Origin of the sequence: Hoeflea prorocentri (genome assembly GCF_027944115.1) — a bacterium.
GTDB lineage: Bacteria > Pseudomonadota > Alphaproteobacteria > Rhizobiales > Rhizobiaceae > Hoeflea_A > Hoeflea_A prorocentri.
Map to the genome: position 1 here is coordinate 3,628,756 of NZ_JAPJZI010000001.1, position 14,920 is coordinate 3,643,675.

The 14,920-nt window shown below is 59.1% G+C and carries 15 protein-coding genes; 10 read left to right on the forward strand and 5 right to left on the reverse strand.

Annotated elements, in window-relative coordinates; genetic code table 11:
• Positions 1 to 2: 2 nt before the first annotated feature.
• Genes OQ273_RS16980 through OQ273_RS16990 form a run of 3 tightly spaced genes read left to right on the forward strand, consistent with a single transcriptional unit; the run spans position 3 to position 3,614 of the window.
• Entirely contained in the window at positions 3 to 809 is an 807-nt protein-coding gene (locus OQ273_RS16980) for an enoyl-CoA hydratase/isomerase family protein (RefSeq protein ID WP_267991734.1), read from the forward strand.
• Positions 810 to 814: 5 nt separating this feature from the next.
• Positions 815 to 2,794 carry an acetyl-CoA carboxylase biotin carboxylase subunit gene (locus OQ273_RS16985; RefSeq protein WP_267991735.1) on the forward strand — a complete coding sequence of 660 codons (1,980 nt, stop codon included), beginning with the start codon at positions 815 to 817 and terminating at the stop codon, positions 2,792 to 2,794.
• Between the two features lie 25 nt (positions 2,795 to 2,819).
• A complete protein-coding gene (locus OQ273_RS16990) occupies positions 2,820 to 3,614 on the forward strand; it encodes a TIGR03084 family metal-binding protein (protein WP_267991737.1) in 795 nt (264 codons plus the stop codon).
• Positions 3,615 to 3,620: 6 nt separating this feature from the next.
• Here the strand turns inward: OQ273_RS16990 and OQ273_RS16995 are convergent, their stop codons facing one another.
• Together OQ273_RS16995 and OQ273_RS17000 are read right to left on the reverse strand one after the other, a co-directional pair.
• Positions 3,621 to 4,433 carry a hypothetical protein gene (locus tag OQ273_RS16995; RefSeq protein WP_267991738.1) on the reverse strand — a complete coding sequence of 271 codons (813 nt, stop codon included), beginning with the start codon at positions 4,431 to 4,433 and terminating at the stop codon, positions 3,621 to 3,623.
• A 78-nt stretch (positions 4,434 to 4,511) separates the two neighbouring features.
• Complete coding sequence (locus tag OQ273_RS17000) at positions 4,512 to 5,327, reverse strand: ABC transporter permease subunit (RefSeq protein ID WP_267991739.1); 816 nt, start codon at positions 5,325 to 5,327, stop codon at positions 4,512 to 4,514.
• A gap of 252 nt (positions 5,328 to 5,579) precedes the next feature.
• On the opposite strand from OQ273_RS17000, the gene OQ273_RS17005 reads away from it, so the two are divergent.
• The 4 genes from OQ273_RS17005 (at position 5,580) to ugpC (ending at position 9,822) form a co-directional block, all read left to right on the forward strand.
• The gene (locus OQ273_RS17005) at positions 5,580 to 6,893 is read left to right on the forward strand and encodes an extracellular solute-binding protein (RefSeq protein ID WP_267991740.1); all 1,314 of its coding nucleotides are present in this window, start codon (positions 5,580 to 5,582) and stop codon (positions 6,891 to 6,893) included.
• Positions 6,894 to 6,948: 55 nt separating this feature from the next.
• Positions 6,949 to 7,830, forward strand: a complete 882-nt coding sequence (locus OQ273_RS17010; protein ID WP_267991741.1) for an ABC transporter permease subunit — start codon at positions 6,949 to 6,951, stop codon at positions 7,828 to 7,830.
• Between the two features lie 132 nt (positions 7,831 to 7,962).
• Positions 7,963 to 8,751, forward strand: coding sequence for an ABC transporter permease subunit (locus tag OQ273_RS17015; RefSeq protein WP_267993125.1), 789 nt, complete (start codon positions 7,963 to 7,965; stop codon positions 8,749 to 8,751).
• Between the two features lie 9 nt (positions 8,752 to 8,760).
• A complete protein-coding gene (gene ugpC, locus OQ273_RS17020; RefSeq protein WP_267991742.1) occupies positions 8,761 to 9,822 on the forward strand; it encodes a sn-glycerol-3-phosphate ABC transporter ATP-binding protein UgpC in 1,062 nt (353 codons plus the stop codon).
• 85 nt (positions 9,823 to 9,907) lie between these two features.
• On the opposite strand, the gene OQ273_RS17025 is transcribed toward ugpC, so the two are convergent.
• Together OQ273_RS17025 and OQ273_RS17030 are read right to left on the reverse strand one after the other, a co-directional pair.
• Positions 9,908 to 10,195 carry a DUF1127 domain-containing protein gene (locus tag OQ273_RS17025; RefSeq protein ID WP_267991743.1) on the reverse strand — a complete coding sequence of 96 codons (288 nt, stop codon included), beginning with the start codon at positions 10,193 to 10,195 and terminating at the stop codon, positions 9,908 to 9,910.
• A 38-nt stretch (positions 10,196 to 10,233) separates the two neighbouring features.
• Complete coding sequence (locus OQ273_RS17030; protein WP_267991744.1) at positions 10,234 to 10,632, reverse strand: VOC family protein; 399 nt, start codon at positions 10,630 to 10,632, stop codon at positions 10,234 to 10,236.
• 105 nt (positions 10,633 to 10,737) lie between these two features.
• Between OQ273_RS17030 and soxR the strand changes: the two genes are divergently transcribed.
• The 3 genes from soxR to OQ273_RS17045 all read left to right on the forward strand — a co-directional run bounded on the left by soxR (position 10,738) and on the right by OQ273_RS17045 (position 14,186).
• The gene (gene soxR, locus OQ273_RS17035) at positions 10,738 to 11,202 is read left to right on the forward strand and encodes a redox-sensitive transcriptional activator SoxR (protein ID WP_267991745.1); all 465 of its coding nucleotides are present in this window, start codon (positions 10,738 to 10,740) and stop codon (positions 11,200 to 11,202) included.
• 135 nt (positions 11,203 to 11,337) lie between these two features.
• Positions 11,338 to 12,828: an ATP-binding protein gene (locus tag OQ273_RS17040; protein WP_267991746.1), complete on the forward strand. Its 1,491-nt coding sequence runs from the start codon at positions 11,338 to 11,340 to the stop codon at positions 12,826 to 12,828.
• A 92-nt stretch (positions 12,829 to 12,920) separates the two neighbouring features.
• Entirely contained in the window at positions 12,921 to 14,186 is a 1,266-nt protein-coding gene (locus OQ273_RS17045; RefSeq protein ID WP_267991747.1) for an adenylate/guanylate cyclase domain-containing protein, read from the forward strand.
• Positions 14,187 to 14,194: 8 nt separating this feature from the next.
• On the opposite strand, the gene OQ273_RS17050 is transcribed toward OQ273_RS17045, so the two are convergent.
• Positions 14,195 to 14,806 carry a LysE family translocator gene (locus tag OQ273_RS17050; RefSeq protein WP_267991748.1) on the reverse strand — a complete coding sequence of 204 codons (612 nt, stop codon included), beginning with the start codon at positions 14,804 to 14,806 and terminating at the stop codon, positions 14,195 to 14,197.
• Positions 14,807 to 14,920: the final 114 nt, after the last annotated feature.

Below are 14,920 nucleotides of genomic sequence, written 5' to 3' on the forward strand. Positions count from 1 at the left end.
AGATGACCGGACTTCCCGCAACAACAGCGCTCGATCTCAACCTTGACGATGGCTGGCTGACCCTGTGGTTCAACGAACCCAAATCACGCAATCCTCTAACTGCGAAGCGCATTGATGACATTCAGGCTGTGTGCGATGCGATCAGGGACGACCGCAGCGTGCGCGGGGTCACCTTTCGCGGTCGAGGCGGGGTGTTTTGCGCAGGCGGCGACCTGAAAAGCTTCAAATCCGCCTTCCAGGGTGGCGGCGATCGTGACGACATCGTCCGTATGAGCCTTCAAGCCGCGTCACTCTTCGACAGCGTGAATACACTTCCGCAATGCACCGTCATGGCCGTCGAAGGCGCGGCGATGGCCGGCGGTTTCGGCCTTGCCTGTGTCGGCGATGTTGTCCTCGCGGACGATCAGGCCCGTTTCGCACTCACAGAGACCACCATCGGCCTTACACCGGCGCAGATCGCGCCGTTCGTCCTGAAGCGGCTGGGGCCGCGCGAAGGCCGCAAGCTGATGCTGCTTGCGTCCATGCTCGATGCAAAAGAAGCCGAGACCGCTGGTCTTGTCGACATGATCGTCTCCGGGCCAGAGGACATGACCGCCGCGATTGACGGCATCAGGCAACAGGTCAGGCGCTGTGCGCCAGGGGCGGTCGCGGAAACCAAGCGTCTCATCCTGACGCTGCCGCATCTGGCGCGCAAGGATCAGGCAGAGATGGCGGCCGACAGTTTCGCCGAACGCATGATGTCTGACGAAGCGCGCGAGGGCGTTGCGAGTTTTCTTGAAAAGCGCAAGCCGAACTGGGCGGAGGGCTGAGCACCGTGGCATTCGACTCGATCCTCATTGCCAATCGCGGCGAAATCGCATGCCGCATCATCCGGACCGCCCGCAGTCTGGGACTGAGAACCATAGCCGTCTATTCGGAGGCCGACCGCGGTGCTCCGCATACGGCGATGGCCGACGAGGCGGTGATGATCGGCCCGGCACCGGTGGGCGAGAGCTATCTGCGCTCCGACCGCATTATCGAAGCCGCACAGGCATCGCGTGCGGGCGCAATCCATCCAGGCTACGGGTTCCTGTCGGAAAACGAAGCCTTTGCCGAGGCCGTCGACAATGCCGGACTCGTGTTCATCGGCCCGCCGGCAAAGGCGATCTATCTGATGGGCAACAAAGCGGAAGCGCGCCGGCGCATGATGGAAGCGGGTATTGCCTGCGTGCCTGGCTATGAGGATGAAGATCAGAGCGATGCGGCGCTGGCCGATGCAGCCGAAGAGATCGGCTACCCCGTCATGGTCAAGGCAGCAGCCGGCGGCGGTGGACGCGGCATGCGGCTTGTTCATGACGCAGCGCAGCTTGATGAAGCACTGGCGCTGGCACGGGCCGAAGCCGCAAGTGCTTTCGGCTCCGACGAACTGATCATTGAAAAGGCTGTCGAACGGCCGCGGCACGTGGAGGTTCAGATCTTTGCCGATGCCCATGGCAACGTCATTCATCTGGGCGAGCGGGATTGTTCGGTTCAAAGACGCCACCAGAAAGTGGTGGAAGAGGCGCCCTGTCCGGTGCTGACACCGCCCTTGCGAGCTGAAATGGGTGCGGCGGCCGTCCATGCCGCCAAGGCAGTCGACTACCGTGGCGCGGGCACTGTGGAGTTCCTTCTCGACGCTTCAGGCGCATTTTACTTTCTTGAGATGAATACCCGCCTTCAGGTGGAGCATCCGGTGACTGAACTGATCACCGGGCTCGATCTGGTGGCGATGCAGATTGCCGTGGCACAGGGTTCGGTCCTGCCGCTTGAGCAGTCAGACCTGAAAATGGAGGGGCATGCGATCGAAGTCCGCCTTTATGCCGAGGATCCGGCACGCGGGTTTCTTCCGGCAACGGGTCCCGTCGATTTATGGCGTCCGGCCTCGGGTGAAGGCATACGCATCGACGCCGGCATCAGGAACGGCCAGGAGATCACACCCTATTACGACCCTATGCTTGCCAAGATCATCGCCTGGGGCGAGAACCGCGAGGTCGCACGGGCGCGGCTGCTCAGGGCCGTGGAAGAAACGGTGCTTCTCGGCCCGGCCACGAACACCGGGTTCTTGGCCAATGTCTTGCGGCAGCCGAGCTTTGCGGATGGCGAGGCGACAACGGCATTCATTTCCGAGACTTATGGAGACGACATCCGCGGCGATATACCGAACGGTCACAATGTGGCGCTTGCGGCATCGTTGTTTCTGGAGGCCGAACGCGAGGCCGCTTTCGAAACCGCTGCCTATATCAGCCGGTCGCAGCTTGGCTGGTCAAGCGCGCCGCTTTCACCGATCCCGCTACAACTAACCACCGAAAGCGGGACATTCGAGGTCAGTGCACTCAACCGCCGAAATGTGTGGTCCATCACAGTGGGCGATGACCTATTCGCGGTCGAGATCGCCGAGAAAGACGGACCTGCTTTGCGGGCGCGCATCAACGGACGGACAGTCGATGCGGTCGCGGTTGTCCACGACACGCACCTTGCTTTGGCCGTGGGCCCGCAGCGTCTTTATTTTCAGCGCGCGCTGGCTGGACAAACGGACGATATGGCAGGCGGCGGAGGCCGCGTGCTTGCGCCCATGCCGGGCCTTGTCGTCGACTTGCTCGTTTCGGAAGGCCAGCACGTGTCGAAAGGCGAGGTACTGGCCGTTCTGGAGGCGATGAAAATGCAGCATCCGATCACGGCGCCGGTGGACGGGACTGTCGAGCGCGTCGGCGCAGCGATGGGCGAACAGCTTGGTTCCGGCGATCTGATGATCGAGATCACACCGGAAGATCTCTAGAAAACACAAGCCAGGGAGTACCAGTATGGAACAGGCTCGGGATTTTCTTGATGAGAGCGAGGCGCTGGCGGCCATCCTGACCGGCCTTGCCGATGCGGATTTCGAACAGCCGACCCAGTTCAAGGGTTGGACCATCAACGACGTGCTGGTCCACCTGCATTTCTGGAACCGCGGCGCCGATCAGGCCTTGACCGACCCACCGGCCTTCGAGGCGGCGACGGGCAGGCTGATGAAGGCGCTTGCCGGATCGAGCCTGCGCGGTTTTGAAAATGGCGAGATCACCGAGCGGGGGACCGACCTGCTCAACGCCTGGCAGACGCTTTATCGCGACATGGGCGCACGCTGGGAAGCCCTCGATCCGAAACAAAGGGTCAAATGGGTCGGACCCGACATGTCGGTGCGGTCCTCCATGACCGCGCGGCAGATGGAAACCTGGGCCCATGGACAGGAGATATTCGACCTTCTGGGTTTCAAGCGGGAAGAGCGGGACCGGATCCGCAATATCGTCGTGCTCGGCGTCAACACATTTGGCTGGGCCTTCAAGGTACGAGGCGCGCCGGTCCCGGACGAGATGCCTCATCTGACGCTGACACTGCCATCCGGAGCAACCGCCGAATATGGCGAGAGCGGCAACGCCAACAGAATTGCCGGATCGGCTGTGGCCTTCGCACAGGTGGTCACGCAGACCCGTAACGTCGCCGATACGGACCTTTCGATCGAAGGCCCGATTGCCCGCGAATGGATGGAGAATGCGCAGTGTTTTGCCGGGCCGCCGGAGACTCCTCCAGCGCCCGGAACGCGTTTTCGAATAGAAGCTTAGAGCGTCCTACCAGAGCGGGCCGGCGCGCTCTTCTTCCTTCAAAGATTGTGAACCGAAGCTGTAGCGAAGGCCGGCAAAATAGTGATTGCTGTCGGTATCGCCGGTAAAGCCGTTGAGACCCTTTTGAAGCTGATCGTAGCGATAGCCTGCAAACATCGTGACCGGCATTGCGGTCAGCCGGTAGTTTGCCGCGGCCTCGACAAAAAGCTTGTCCCTGCGTCCACCCGCAAGCTCGACCCATTTGGCACCGCCCTCCAGGTCGAAGCGCAGATTGTCACTGGCATAGGCCCGCGCGCCGATTTTCGCAAAATAGTCTGTGCTGTCATTGGTGGGTGTGACGGACTGGCCAACGGCGGCGGCTGCAAGCAGCGTGATATTGTCGAGGAAATAAGCGCCCTCCAAACCGCCCATATAGCCGTGAAACGTGTTGCCGGTTCCGGTGACATAATCGCCATCGACAAAGACGCCGACGGCATAAACCGGGCCGCGGAGATACCCGTGCAGCGCTCCGCCCACCACATCGTGGTGAAAACCTTCCGACGCTTCGTGGCTGTAACGCCCGTCGACCTGCAGGTTGAAACCTTCCGCCGTCGGCACATTGATCGCGCCGCGGATCGTTCCGATGTTCTGATCGCCAAATGCGCCGTCGGTCTGCCCATAGGTGTAGACACCTTCAACGTAGCCCATGACATGCTGCTGAGGCAGAGGCGCGCCCGGCAGAGCGGGGGATATTGCCGGCCGCCCCATATCGGCTGCCAGGGCGCTGCTGGCTATGGCCGCAAGCGCGGCCGCGCACGTCATTGTTCTGAACACTGTCATACCCTCAATCGAATCCTAGATTGCGGGCAGGATAGTCAGAATTGATTAACCATACGTTGAAATGAACGGCCGGCCCGCTCAACGCTGTTCACCGACCAGCCCCTTTATCAACCATTTTTGCAGAACCAGAACCACGGCGATCGGCGGCAGCATTGCCAACACGGCCAGAGCCATGCCGTAATTGGTTGCGGTTCCAAAGCGCTCTATTCCGCGCACGAGGGTAAAATACCCCTCCCCCGTCGTGGTGATCATGAGCGGCCAAAGATACTGGTTCCAGCCCTGCACGAATGTGACGGCAAACAGCGCAAGGATCATCGGCCATGACACCGGAATGAGGACGTCGATCAGGAAGCGCGTGGGGCCGGCACCGTCGAGACGCGCCGCCTCATGAAGGCTCGCCGGAACGGATTTGAAGAACTGACGAAAGAAAAACGTACCGATCGCGGCGGCCAGCAGGGGCAGGATGAGACCGGTATAGCTGTTGAGAAGGCCCAAGGTGTGGACAACCATGAAACTCGGCAAAATGCGGGTCTCGATGGGCAGCAGCAAGCTTGCAAAAATAACCCAAAAAAGAAACGAAGCGAACCGTAATCGAAAATAAACGAGCGCGTAGGCAGAGAGGATCGACAACAGGCATTTTCCGAGTGAAAAGCCAAGCGCCAGGACCGTCGAGTTGATGGCCATGCCCCCGGCTGTGATCGTCTGGCTGAAGCCGGATTTGCGGGTCAGTACCTCGCTATAAACATTGGAGAATTCAGGTCCAAATGTGAACTGGACACCGTCACTGGAAATGACCGAATTCTGGTGCGTTGAGGTCAGAAAGATCGCCAGTACCGGAACCAGCATGAAGAGGGATCCGGCAATCAGCACAAGGTGGTCCGTCAGCTTGCGCATCGGGGGCTCTCCAGCAGGTTAAAATTGGCCGGGTGCACGCAGGCGCAGTGGCCTGTCCGCGCGGCGATGGAACATTGTCCAGCCCTATCGCACATACACTACCACTTTCGTTTCCACCAAAAATCCTGTCATGAAACCTTCATTCTTTTGACATGTGCGTGTTACTTGCCATAGCCTAGTTTCCGGCGTCCGGGACCGGCATGGCGCATTGCCGACTCGCGGTCGTTCAGCTTAACTTTGGGGAGGCGAATCATGTCAATTCGCAATTATATCGTCGGCGCCATGGCTACCGCCATGTCTGTCACAACGGCTCTTCCGGCCTTGGCTCAAACGGAAATCACATGGTGGCACGCCATGGGCGGTCAACTTGGCGAGACCGTAAATGAGATCGCTGAGAAGTTCAACGCATCACAATCGGACTACAAGATCACTCCGGTTTTCAAGGGTACATACGAAGAAACAATGACGGCCGGCATCGCGGCATTCCGCGGTGGTGAACAGCCGAACGTCATCCAGGTGTTCGACGCGGGCGCTGCGACGCTCATCGGCGCCAAGGGCGCGGTGATCCCGGCTCAGACACTGATGAAAGACAATGGTGTCCCGTTCGACATCAATGATTACATCTCCGGCGTCCGCTACTTTTATGCCGACACCGACGGCACAATGATCGGGATGCCTTTCAACTCCTCAACGCCGATCATGTATTACAATGAGGATGCGCTGAAGAAGGCGGGTGTCACGCCGCCGAAAACCTGGGAAGAATTCCAGTCGGTCACTGCGCCGAAACTGAAAGCCGCCGGTTACGTGCCGCTTTCCCAGTCGCACCTTCCGTGGATTTTCACCGAGAATTTCTATTCCCGGCACAATCTTGAATTCGCCACCATGGACAATGGTTATGAATCCGGCACGCCGGTCATGCTGCTGAACCAGGATCCGATCAAAGGCCACTTCGCGGCCGTGAAAGAGTGGCTGGATAACGATCTCTTTGCGTGGTACGGCACGGGCTGGACGGATAACCAGAAGCCGTTCAATGAAGGCCAGGTTGCCATGTGGCTCGGCTCTTCGGGTTCGTTCGGCGGCGTCAAGTCGGCTGCCAAGTTCCCCTTCAACGCCACCTATCTTCCTTACTGGGAGTCGCTGACAAAGGATCCGACACAGACCTTTATCGGTGGTGCCGCGCTCTTTGCCATGGCTGGCCATTCGGAAGACGAAAACAAGGCGGTCGCCGAGTTCTTCCGCTTCCTGACCTCACCTGAAGTGCAGTACTTCTGGCACAAGGAAACGGGTTACGTGCCGATCACGACAGCTGCCTATGACCTTGCCAAAAAGGACGGTTACTACAAGGAAACACCGCAAGCCGAAGTCGGTATCAAGCAGCTTTCGCTGCCGGGCGGTGACTGGACGAAGGGCTATCGCCTCGGCTTCTACGTTCAGATCCGTGACGTGATGAACCGCGAATACGGCAAGATCTTCGCCGGCGAGAAGACGGTCGACGAAGCTTTCGAAACTATCGAGATCGAGTCGAACAAACTGCTCGAGCGTTTTGCCAGATCCATGGGCAACTAGTTTTGATGATGCGGGGCGCCATGCGCCCCGCATTTCTTAAGAGGCAGTCCGCCGCATGAACAAGTCACAATTCCGATCGCCGCTTTATCCGTATCTTCTGCTGCTTCCGCAGCTGTCTATCGTGGTGATTTTCTTCTACTGGCCGGCGGCGGAGGCCATCCGGTCTTCCTTTTACCTGGAAGATCCTTTCGGCTTCTCATCCACATTTGTGGGTTTCGATAATTTCGAAGATATGGTTTCGCGCTCCGACTATGTCGCCTCGGCGCGGTTCACCATTATCTTCTCGGTTCTCGTCACATTCTTTTCCCTGGCAGCCGCCCTGCTACTGGCGGTTACGGCGGACCGGGTCATAAAGGGTGCGTCGACATATAAAACGCTTTTGATGTGGGTCTATGCCATTGCCCCGCCTGTTGCCGGCCTTATCGGCATCATGCTGTTCGACAATCTCGTCGGGCCGATCGCAGAGTTTTTCCGCTCGTTTGGATGGGACTTCAAACTCGGTGTGAACCGTTTCGATACGGCCTTTGCCATGATCACCGTGTCGATCTGGAAACAGATCCCGGTCAATTTCATCTTCTTCCTGTCGGGCCTGCAGGGGATTCCAAAATCCGTTCAAGAAGCTGCCGCGATCGACTGCGCCTCGTCGACCCGGCGTTTCTGGACCATCACGTTTCCTCTGCTCGCTCCGACGGGATTCTTCCTTCTGATCATCAACATCACCTATTCGCTGTTCGATACGTTCGGCGTGATCGACGTTGTGCTGAAAGGCGAGCCGGGCAACAACCCGGTGACCCTCGTCTACAAGGTTTTCCTCGACGGTTTCCGCGGGGGCGACCTTGGCGGATCGTCGGCCCAGTCGGTGATCCTGATGGTTCTCGTGCTCATATTGACCGTCTTTCAGTTCCGGCTGATTGAACGTCGCGTTCACTACAATTGAGGCCCGGCGATGACGACATCCGACATCTCCGTAGAGACCACCACCACCGCCGCTGAACCCGTCGTGCACAAGCGGCGGCTGAGATTATCAACCCTTGTCGATCATGCGGTCCTGATCGGCGGCTCGCTCTTCATGCTGGTTCCGGTGCTGATGGCTTTTCTGACGTCGAGCCACGACAGCGCCACGGTCCACAGCGGCGGTCTGCAAATGACGCTCGGCGACGATCTCGCCAAGAACTACTACAACGCCATGCTGGTCCCGGGTGGCTTCACCAAATCGGTCGACGGCATGCGGATGCTGATGAACTCGTTCATTCTCGGTATCGGCTTTGCGGTCGGCAAGATCATCATCTCGATGCTCGCAGCCTACGCGATCGTTTATTTCCGTTTCCGCTTCGCGACTTTTGCCTTCTGGCTGATCTTCACGACGCTGCTGCTTCCCCTGGAAGTGCGCATCCTGCCTTCCTATGAGATCGTTCAGGGGCTTGGCCTCTTGAACACCTATACGGGCCTGATCGTACCGCTGATTGCATCGGCAACAGGCACGTTCTTTTTCCGCCAGTTCTATAAGTCTGTGCCGAACGAACTGATCGAGGCGGCGCGCATTGACGGAGCCGGACCCGTAAAGTTCTTTATCGACATACTGGTCCCACTGTCGAAAACCATGATCGCGGCGATCTTTATCATCATGTTCGTCTTCGGATGGAATCAGTATCTGTGGCCGACGATCATGACGACCGACGAGCGGTTCTTCACCATGGTTCGCGGCATTTCGCAGATCATGCAGGTCTTCATCGGCTCACAGATTCCCGAGTATGGCGAGGCCATGGCGCTGGCAATCATTGCCATGCTTCCGCCGGTCGCGATTGTGGTTTTCTTTCAGCGGTGGTTCGTCAAGGGCCTGGTTGAGTCCGACAAGTAGGTGAATGGAATGACAAAGGTCGTTATCGACAAGGTCCGCAAGGTCTATCCCAATGGAACGGAGGCGTTGTCGCCCTCCAGCATCAGCATCGATGACGGCGAGTTCATTGTGCTTGTCGGCCCCTCGGGCTGCGGAAAATCGACCCTTCTGCGCATGATCGCAGGGTTGGAGGACATCACCGAGGGGACGATTTCGATCGGCGACCGGGTGGTCAACACGCTCGATCCGGCGGAGCGCGACATTGCCATGGTGTTCCAGAACTATGCCCTCTATCCGCACATGTCGGTCTATAAAAACATGGCCTACGGGCTGAAGAACCGTGGCATGGCCAAGGCCGATATCGACAGCGCCGTTCAGAAGGCTGCCAAGCTGCTGCATATCGAGGAGTTCCTGGAGAGAAAACCAAGCCAGCTTTCCGGTGGCCAGCGCCAGAGGGTCGCGATGGGCCGCGCCATCGTGCGTGACCCGGCGCTGTTTCTGTTCGACGAGCCGCTCTCGAACCTTGATGCCAAATTGCGCAATCAGATGCGTATTGAAATCCGCAAACTGCAACGCGAGCTCGGCGTCACTTCGATTTACGTGACGCATGATCAGATCGAAGCCATGACCATGGCGGACCGGATCGCGGTTCTGAACACCGGAACGATCGAGCAGATCGGCACGCCGGCGCAGATCTATCACACGCCGGCCAGCATCTTTGTCGCCAGCTTCATGGGCGCGCCGCCGATGAACATCCTTGACGGTCACTATAACGGCAATGGCGGTCTGGAAATCCGCGATCTCGGCCATGTCGCCGTCGATCACACGCCGGAGATCAAAGGCGATATCCGCGTCGGCATCCGTCCCGAAAACGTGGTTATCCACCAGGATCAGGCCGAACACTCCATTGCCATCAAGGTGGATTTTCTTGAGGAACTCGGCGCCGGGCGACTGCTGCATTCGACCATCGGCAGTACGCCATTCGTCGCGCATCTCGATAATGAGCATCCGATTGACGGAGATACGGTGTTTGCGCACCTGCCGGCGCAATCGCTTCACCTGTTCGACGCTTCAACGGGTCGCAGGGTCTGAACCGTTCCCAAAAAAACCGGCAGTGCCAACACACCGCCGGGAAGAATGCGCTGCATGCACATGCAGCGCTTGGGGAGATGGATCTCTAAAGGCCTGTCCGTTGTGGCTTGCGCCAATCGCAGCGGCGCAACGCCGAGCGGGTGAGATCGAGCGACGGATCATGAAACAGCCCGCTGCGCAGGGCGTGGCGCAGATCATCTCGTGTCAGGCCGATATCCATAAGCTGCGCGTCGTCGAAGGCTTCAAGGCGGACAATCTGTCGGCGGTTTCCGATGACCCGAAGCAGCCTGGACAGGCGCTGCGCCAAGGCTTTAGGATGTAAGTGATTTCCGACAAGACTCCCGTGTCCTGCGGCTTGTCTGAGCAAGGCCATATCAGGCTCCCTTCAGTCCCGTCCGTGTCGCAGTCGTGTCAGCTGGCAGGCGCCATGGCGTAACTGACGACCTCGTATTCAATGCCCTGGTCGTCTTGGAAGTAGAACCGGCGACCGGGTTCGTAATCGGCGTGGGAGTGCGGCTCGAAGCCTGATGCGCGGACTTTTTCTTCCGCCGCATCAAGGTCGTCCACCACAACACCGATATGATTGAGGCCACCGGTCGTCACATAGCTGCTTGAACTGCCGGCCAGTCGCTTGCCCGGCGAATAGAGCGCGAGATAGCTGTTGTCGCCGCCGACATGAACAGTCCTGCCGCCGTGAATGGCTTCTCCCTGCCAACGGATATGCCAGCCAAATAGATCGCACAGCCACTTTGCCGTTTTTTCCGGATTGTCCACGGTGAGGTTGACGTGTTCCAGAGTTGCCGTTGCCATAGCCCTGTCCTTTCAAATTCGATTATTCAGCGTTGATGTTGACATTCTAATTCCTCAAGTTAACTTTAGGTCAAGGTATTTTTTCAACTCATTTTGGAGCATCGCATGAGAGCGAGTGACAGGTTGTCGATCGGTGAGCTGGCGCGGCGGACCGGACTGGCCGTTTCGGCGATCCGCTATTATGAGGCCGAAGGTCTTTTGACAGCAGAGCGCAATGCCGGCGGCCAAAGGCGTTTCCTGCGCTCCGATATCCGGCGGCTCTCCTTCATTCTGATTGCCCAGCAGTTCGGTTTCACGCTGGAGAAAATCCGCGAACAGCTCCAGTCCCTGCCGCTGGAACGCACACCGACCAAGGCGGACTGGACAAAGATCAGCCGCAGCTTCCGCAACGAACTCGATACCCGGATCGAAAGCCTCACGCGCCTTCGGGATAATCTCGACGGCTGCATCGGCTGCGGATGCCTGTCGCTGCGAAAGTGCGCGCTTTACAATCCACAGGACAGTGCACGCGTCCATGGCAGCGGGCCGCGTTACCTGATGGGTGACGATCCGCCTAAAACCACAGGCTGACGCCGTTGGGTACAAGTCGCAGCAACCGACTTTGAACGGTTGCGCCGAATCATTTCGTCCTGCTAAGTGGCACGGTCGGATTGCCGGCAACGCCTTATCCATCGCCATCTGAAATGAGAGCCCGTCACCGGCCGCATGACCGTCCAGATTGAACTCGGCACACAGAAAACCGGCCTGCCGGCGGAAATGGATCTGGAAGAGCTTCTGGCAACGCGTCTGCTCGTGCAGGGCAATTCCGGATCGGGCAAATCACATTTGCTGCGGCGTATCCTCGAACAAAGTGCACAATGGGTTCAGCAGGTGGTCATCGATCCCGAGGGCGATTTTGTCTCGCTTGCCGAAGAATACGGTCACGTTGTGGTCGAAGCCGACGGATCGGAGCGGGATCTGCAGATGATTGCCGCGCGGGTGCGCCAGCATCGTGTTTCGGTGATCTTCAATCTGGAGGGCCTGGACGCCGACCGGCAGATGAAGGCGGCCGGCGCGTTCATCAACGGTCTGTTCGAGGTCGCCCGCGAGATCTGGTATCCGGCGCTCGTGGTTGTCGACGAAGCGCAGCTCTTTGCGCCAACGGCGGCCGGTGAGTTCACCGAGGATGCACGGCGGGCTTCGCTCGGCGCCATGACCAATCTGATGTGCCGTGGCCGCAAACGCGGCCTTGCCGGCATTATCGCCACCCAACGCCTTGCCAAGCTGGCAAAAAATGTTGCGGCGGAAGCGTCGAACTTCCTGATGGGGCGCACATTCCTCGATATCGATATGGCACGCGCCAGCGACCTGCTCGGCATGGAACGCCGCCAGGCGGAGACCTTCCGCAACCTTGACCGCGGGCAGTTCGTGGCGCTCGGTCCGGCCCTCAGCCGACGGCCGGTTCAAATCGCCATCGGCGAGGTCAAAACCCGAGGCATGGGATCAAGCCCCAAACTCATGCCCCTTCCCGAGCAACCGGCCGGCCAGGATCTGCAGGACCTGCTCTACGCCTCTACCGAGGGGAACATGCCGCCGGTGGAAAAGTCCCGGCCGCGACCGGTCGACACACAAGGCGTTTTGAGACAGCTTGCCGTCAGCAGCCCGCCGGCCGATGAAGAACCGCCGGGAGAAGCGGAGGATAAACATGATGAAGCCGACATCACCGCCGCGGTCATCGATATCCTGTCGCAGATGATGGAGGATCCAGAGGCTGCCTACCGTCCGGTTTCTCTGCTCTACCAGGATTTTCAGGTGCGTTGCCGCATTGCCCGGATCAACCGGCCACCCGACCTGCAGGGCTTTCGGGAGCTTCTGCCAATCGCAAGAGCAGGCGGAGACGTGGCGGAGGCGGCATCGGAAGACTGGCCAAGGGCAACGCAGATCGCCTCAGGTCTGCCGGACACGATGCGGGGCGCATTCCTGCTGATTGCCAGGGCGGCCGCTCAAGGCGAGCCCTGTCCGTCCAATATGGAGATCGCCACGGCCTACGGTACGCGCTCGCCGGGCCGGGCACGCTGGCTGATCGGATATATGGAAGAAAACGGTTTCCTGTCGTGCTCCAGCGATCTGCGCGGCAACCGGATAATCGGCCTTCCGGAGCTCGGCTGGCAGACAGCGCCAGGTCATCCGGACGGCGCGGAGGATCGCGCTTCCTGACAACCTGTTGTCAGCAGGGCACAGTGATTGCTTGCAATTTGTCGGTGCAGGAACAATCTATAGCCTCTGAATGCACCAAATGAGCGAAAACAATGGCTGACAGCACACTGATTAAAGGCATCGGCGAATGGCTGATCGACCAGGCTCTGAGCGAGCCTGATATCGTCGAGATGTTCGATGCTGTCTGCCAGCGGCTTTACGCGGCCGGCGTGCCGCTGGGGCGCGCACGCCTGTCCTGGCCGACCCTGCATCCGCTTTTTCAGGCCGAAACGGTTTTGTGGGAACGCGGCAAGCCTCCAGAGCTCGAGCAATTCAGGCACCAGGAAGAAGAGTCTGAGGATTATCTCGCGAGCCCGATGCATTTCATGTTCGAGCACAATGTCTATGTCCTGCGCCGCAAGCTGCAAGGACCGGACAAGCTCGTGGACTTCCCGATCCTTGAGGACCTGATCGAACAGGGCATGACGGACTATCTGACCATCGCAACGTCCTTCGACAGCACTGCCGATGAAATGCATCAGAAATTGTTCGGCATTCTGGCGGCCTGGACGTCGGACAGGCCCGGCGGCTTTACCGAGAACGATGTTGCGGCTCTGCAGAAAATCCAGCGCCGTATGGCCGTTGCCTGCAAGGCGGCCATTCAGTCGCGCATCGCCGGCAATATCGTCGAGACTTATCTTGGCCGGCAGGCCGGCAGACAGGTGCTTGACGGCGCCATCAAGCGCGGCGACGGCCAGCAGACGCAAGCGGTTGTATGGCTGTCGGATCTGCGCGAGTCGACGGCGCTCGCCGATACAATGGCTGCCGACGCCTATTTCGACCTGCTTAACGACTATTACGAGTGCACAGCGGGTGCGGCCATCAAACATGGCGGCGAGGTCCTCGATTTCATCGGCGATGCTGTGCTGGCGATCTTCCCATACCGAAGCGAACGGGAATTCAAACGGGCCGCCTCTGCGGCGACGAAGGCGCTGCGTGACGCGTTTTCTTTGCGTATCGACGTCAACGCGAAACGCCAGGAAAACGGCCGTGTGCCAATTCGCTTCGGCATCGGCCTCAACACCGGAACGGTCATGTTCGGCAATATCGGTGTGGAGGAACGCCTGACCTTTTCTGTGATTGGCCCGACCGTCAATGAGGTGTCGCGTATCGAAACCCTGACCAAGGCGATCAACGCAAATGCCCTGGTCACCAGGAAAATCGCTGATAGTGAACCCGGCCAATGGGAATCGACCGGCAGACATCGGCTCGCCGGTGTCTCACAGGAAATCGAGCTGTTTGCACCCAAAGGACCGGAAAAGCCGGCCGCGGCGCCGGACCTTGATGCCGGTGATGACAAGATAACGGTCCGGCACTGACCGGACCATCACCTCTCAGCCAAGGCGAGACGCAGACCGAGTGCTCCGAAGGCGCCGGCAAAACCGCGCTTGAGCCAGCGCATCACAGCCGGCCTCGATATGACATGCCGGCGGGTTGCCGAGGCAAAAGCGCCGTACCCGACAAAAACAACAAAGGTGAGCGCCATGAAGATCGCGGCCAGCACCAGCATTTGCGCCGTCGCGTTTGCAGCGCCCGCGGGCACGAATTGCGGCAGGAAAGCAAGGAAGAACAGCGACAGTTTCGGATTGAGGATGTTCAACAGGAAGCCGCTGACGATGATCTTCGGCGCGGATGAAGACGACTTCTCCGGCTTCACATCAAGCGCCCCGCCCTCGCGCAAGACTCCGTAGGCCATGTAGATGAGATAGGCGACGCCCAGATATTTCACGATCTGGAATGCAAGCGCGCTGGTATGAAGCAGCGCTGCAAGGCCAACGATGCTGGCGGCGATATGCGGCACGATGCCGAGCGTACAGCCGAACGCCGCCAGCACGCTGGCGCGCCATCCCCGTGAAAGGCCGAAGGCGAGCGTGTAAATGACGCCCGTTCCCGGCAGCAGGATGACGATCAGCGACGTGATGAGGTATTCGAGCGACATGGGCGGCTCCATAAAGATGATCTGCAGTCGAGCAAATCAGATTTGGCGAAGCCGTTCAACCGCCACCACGATCAGCGCCGTCGGGCAGGTCATACAAGACACACGGGACTGACC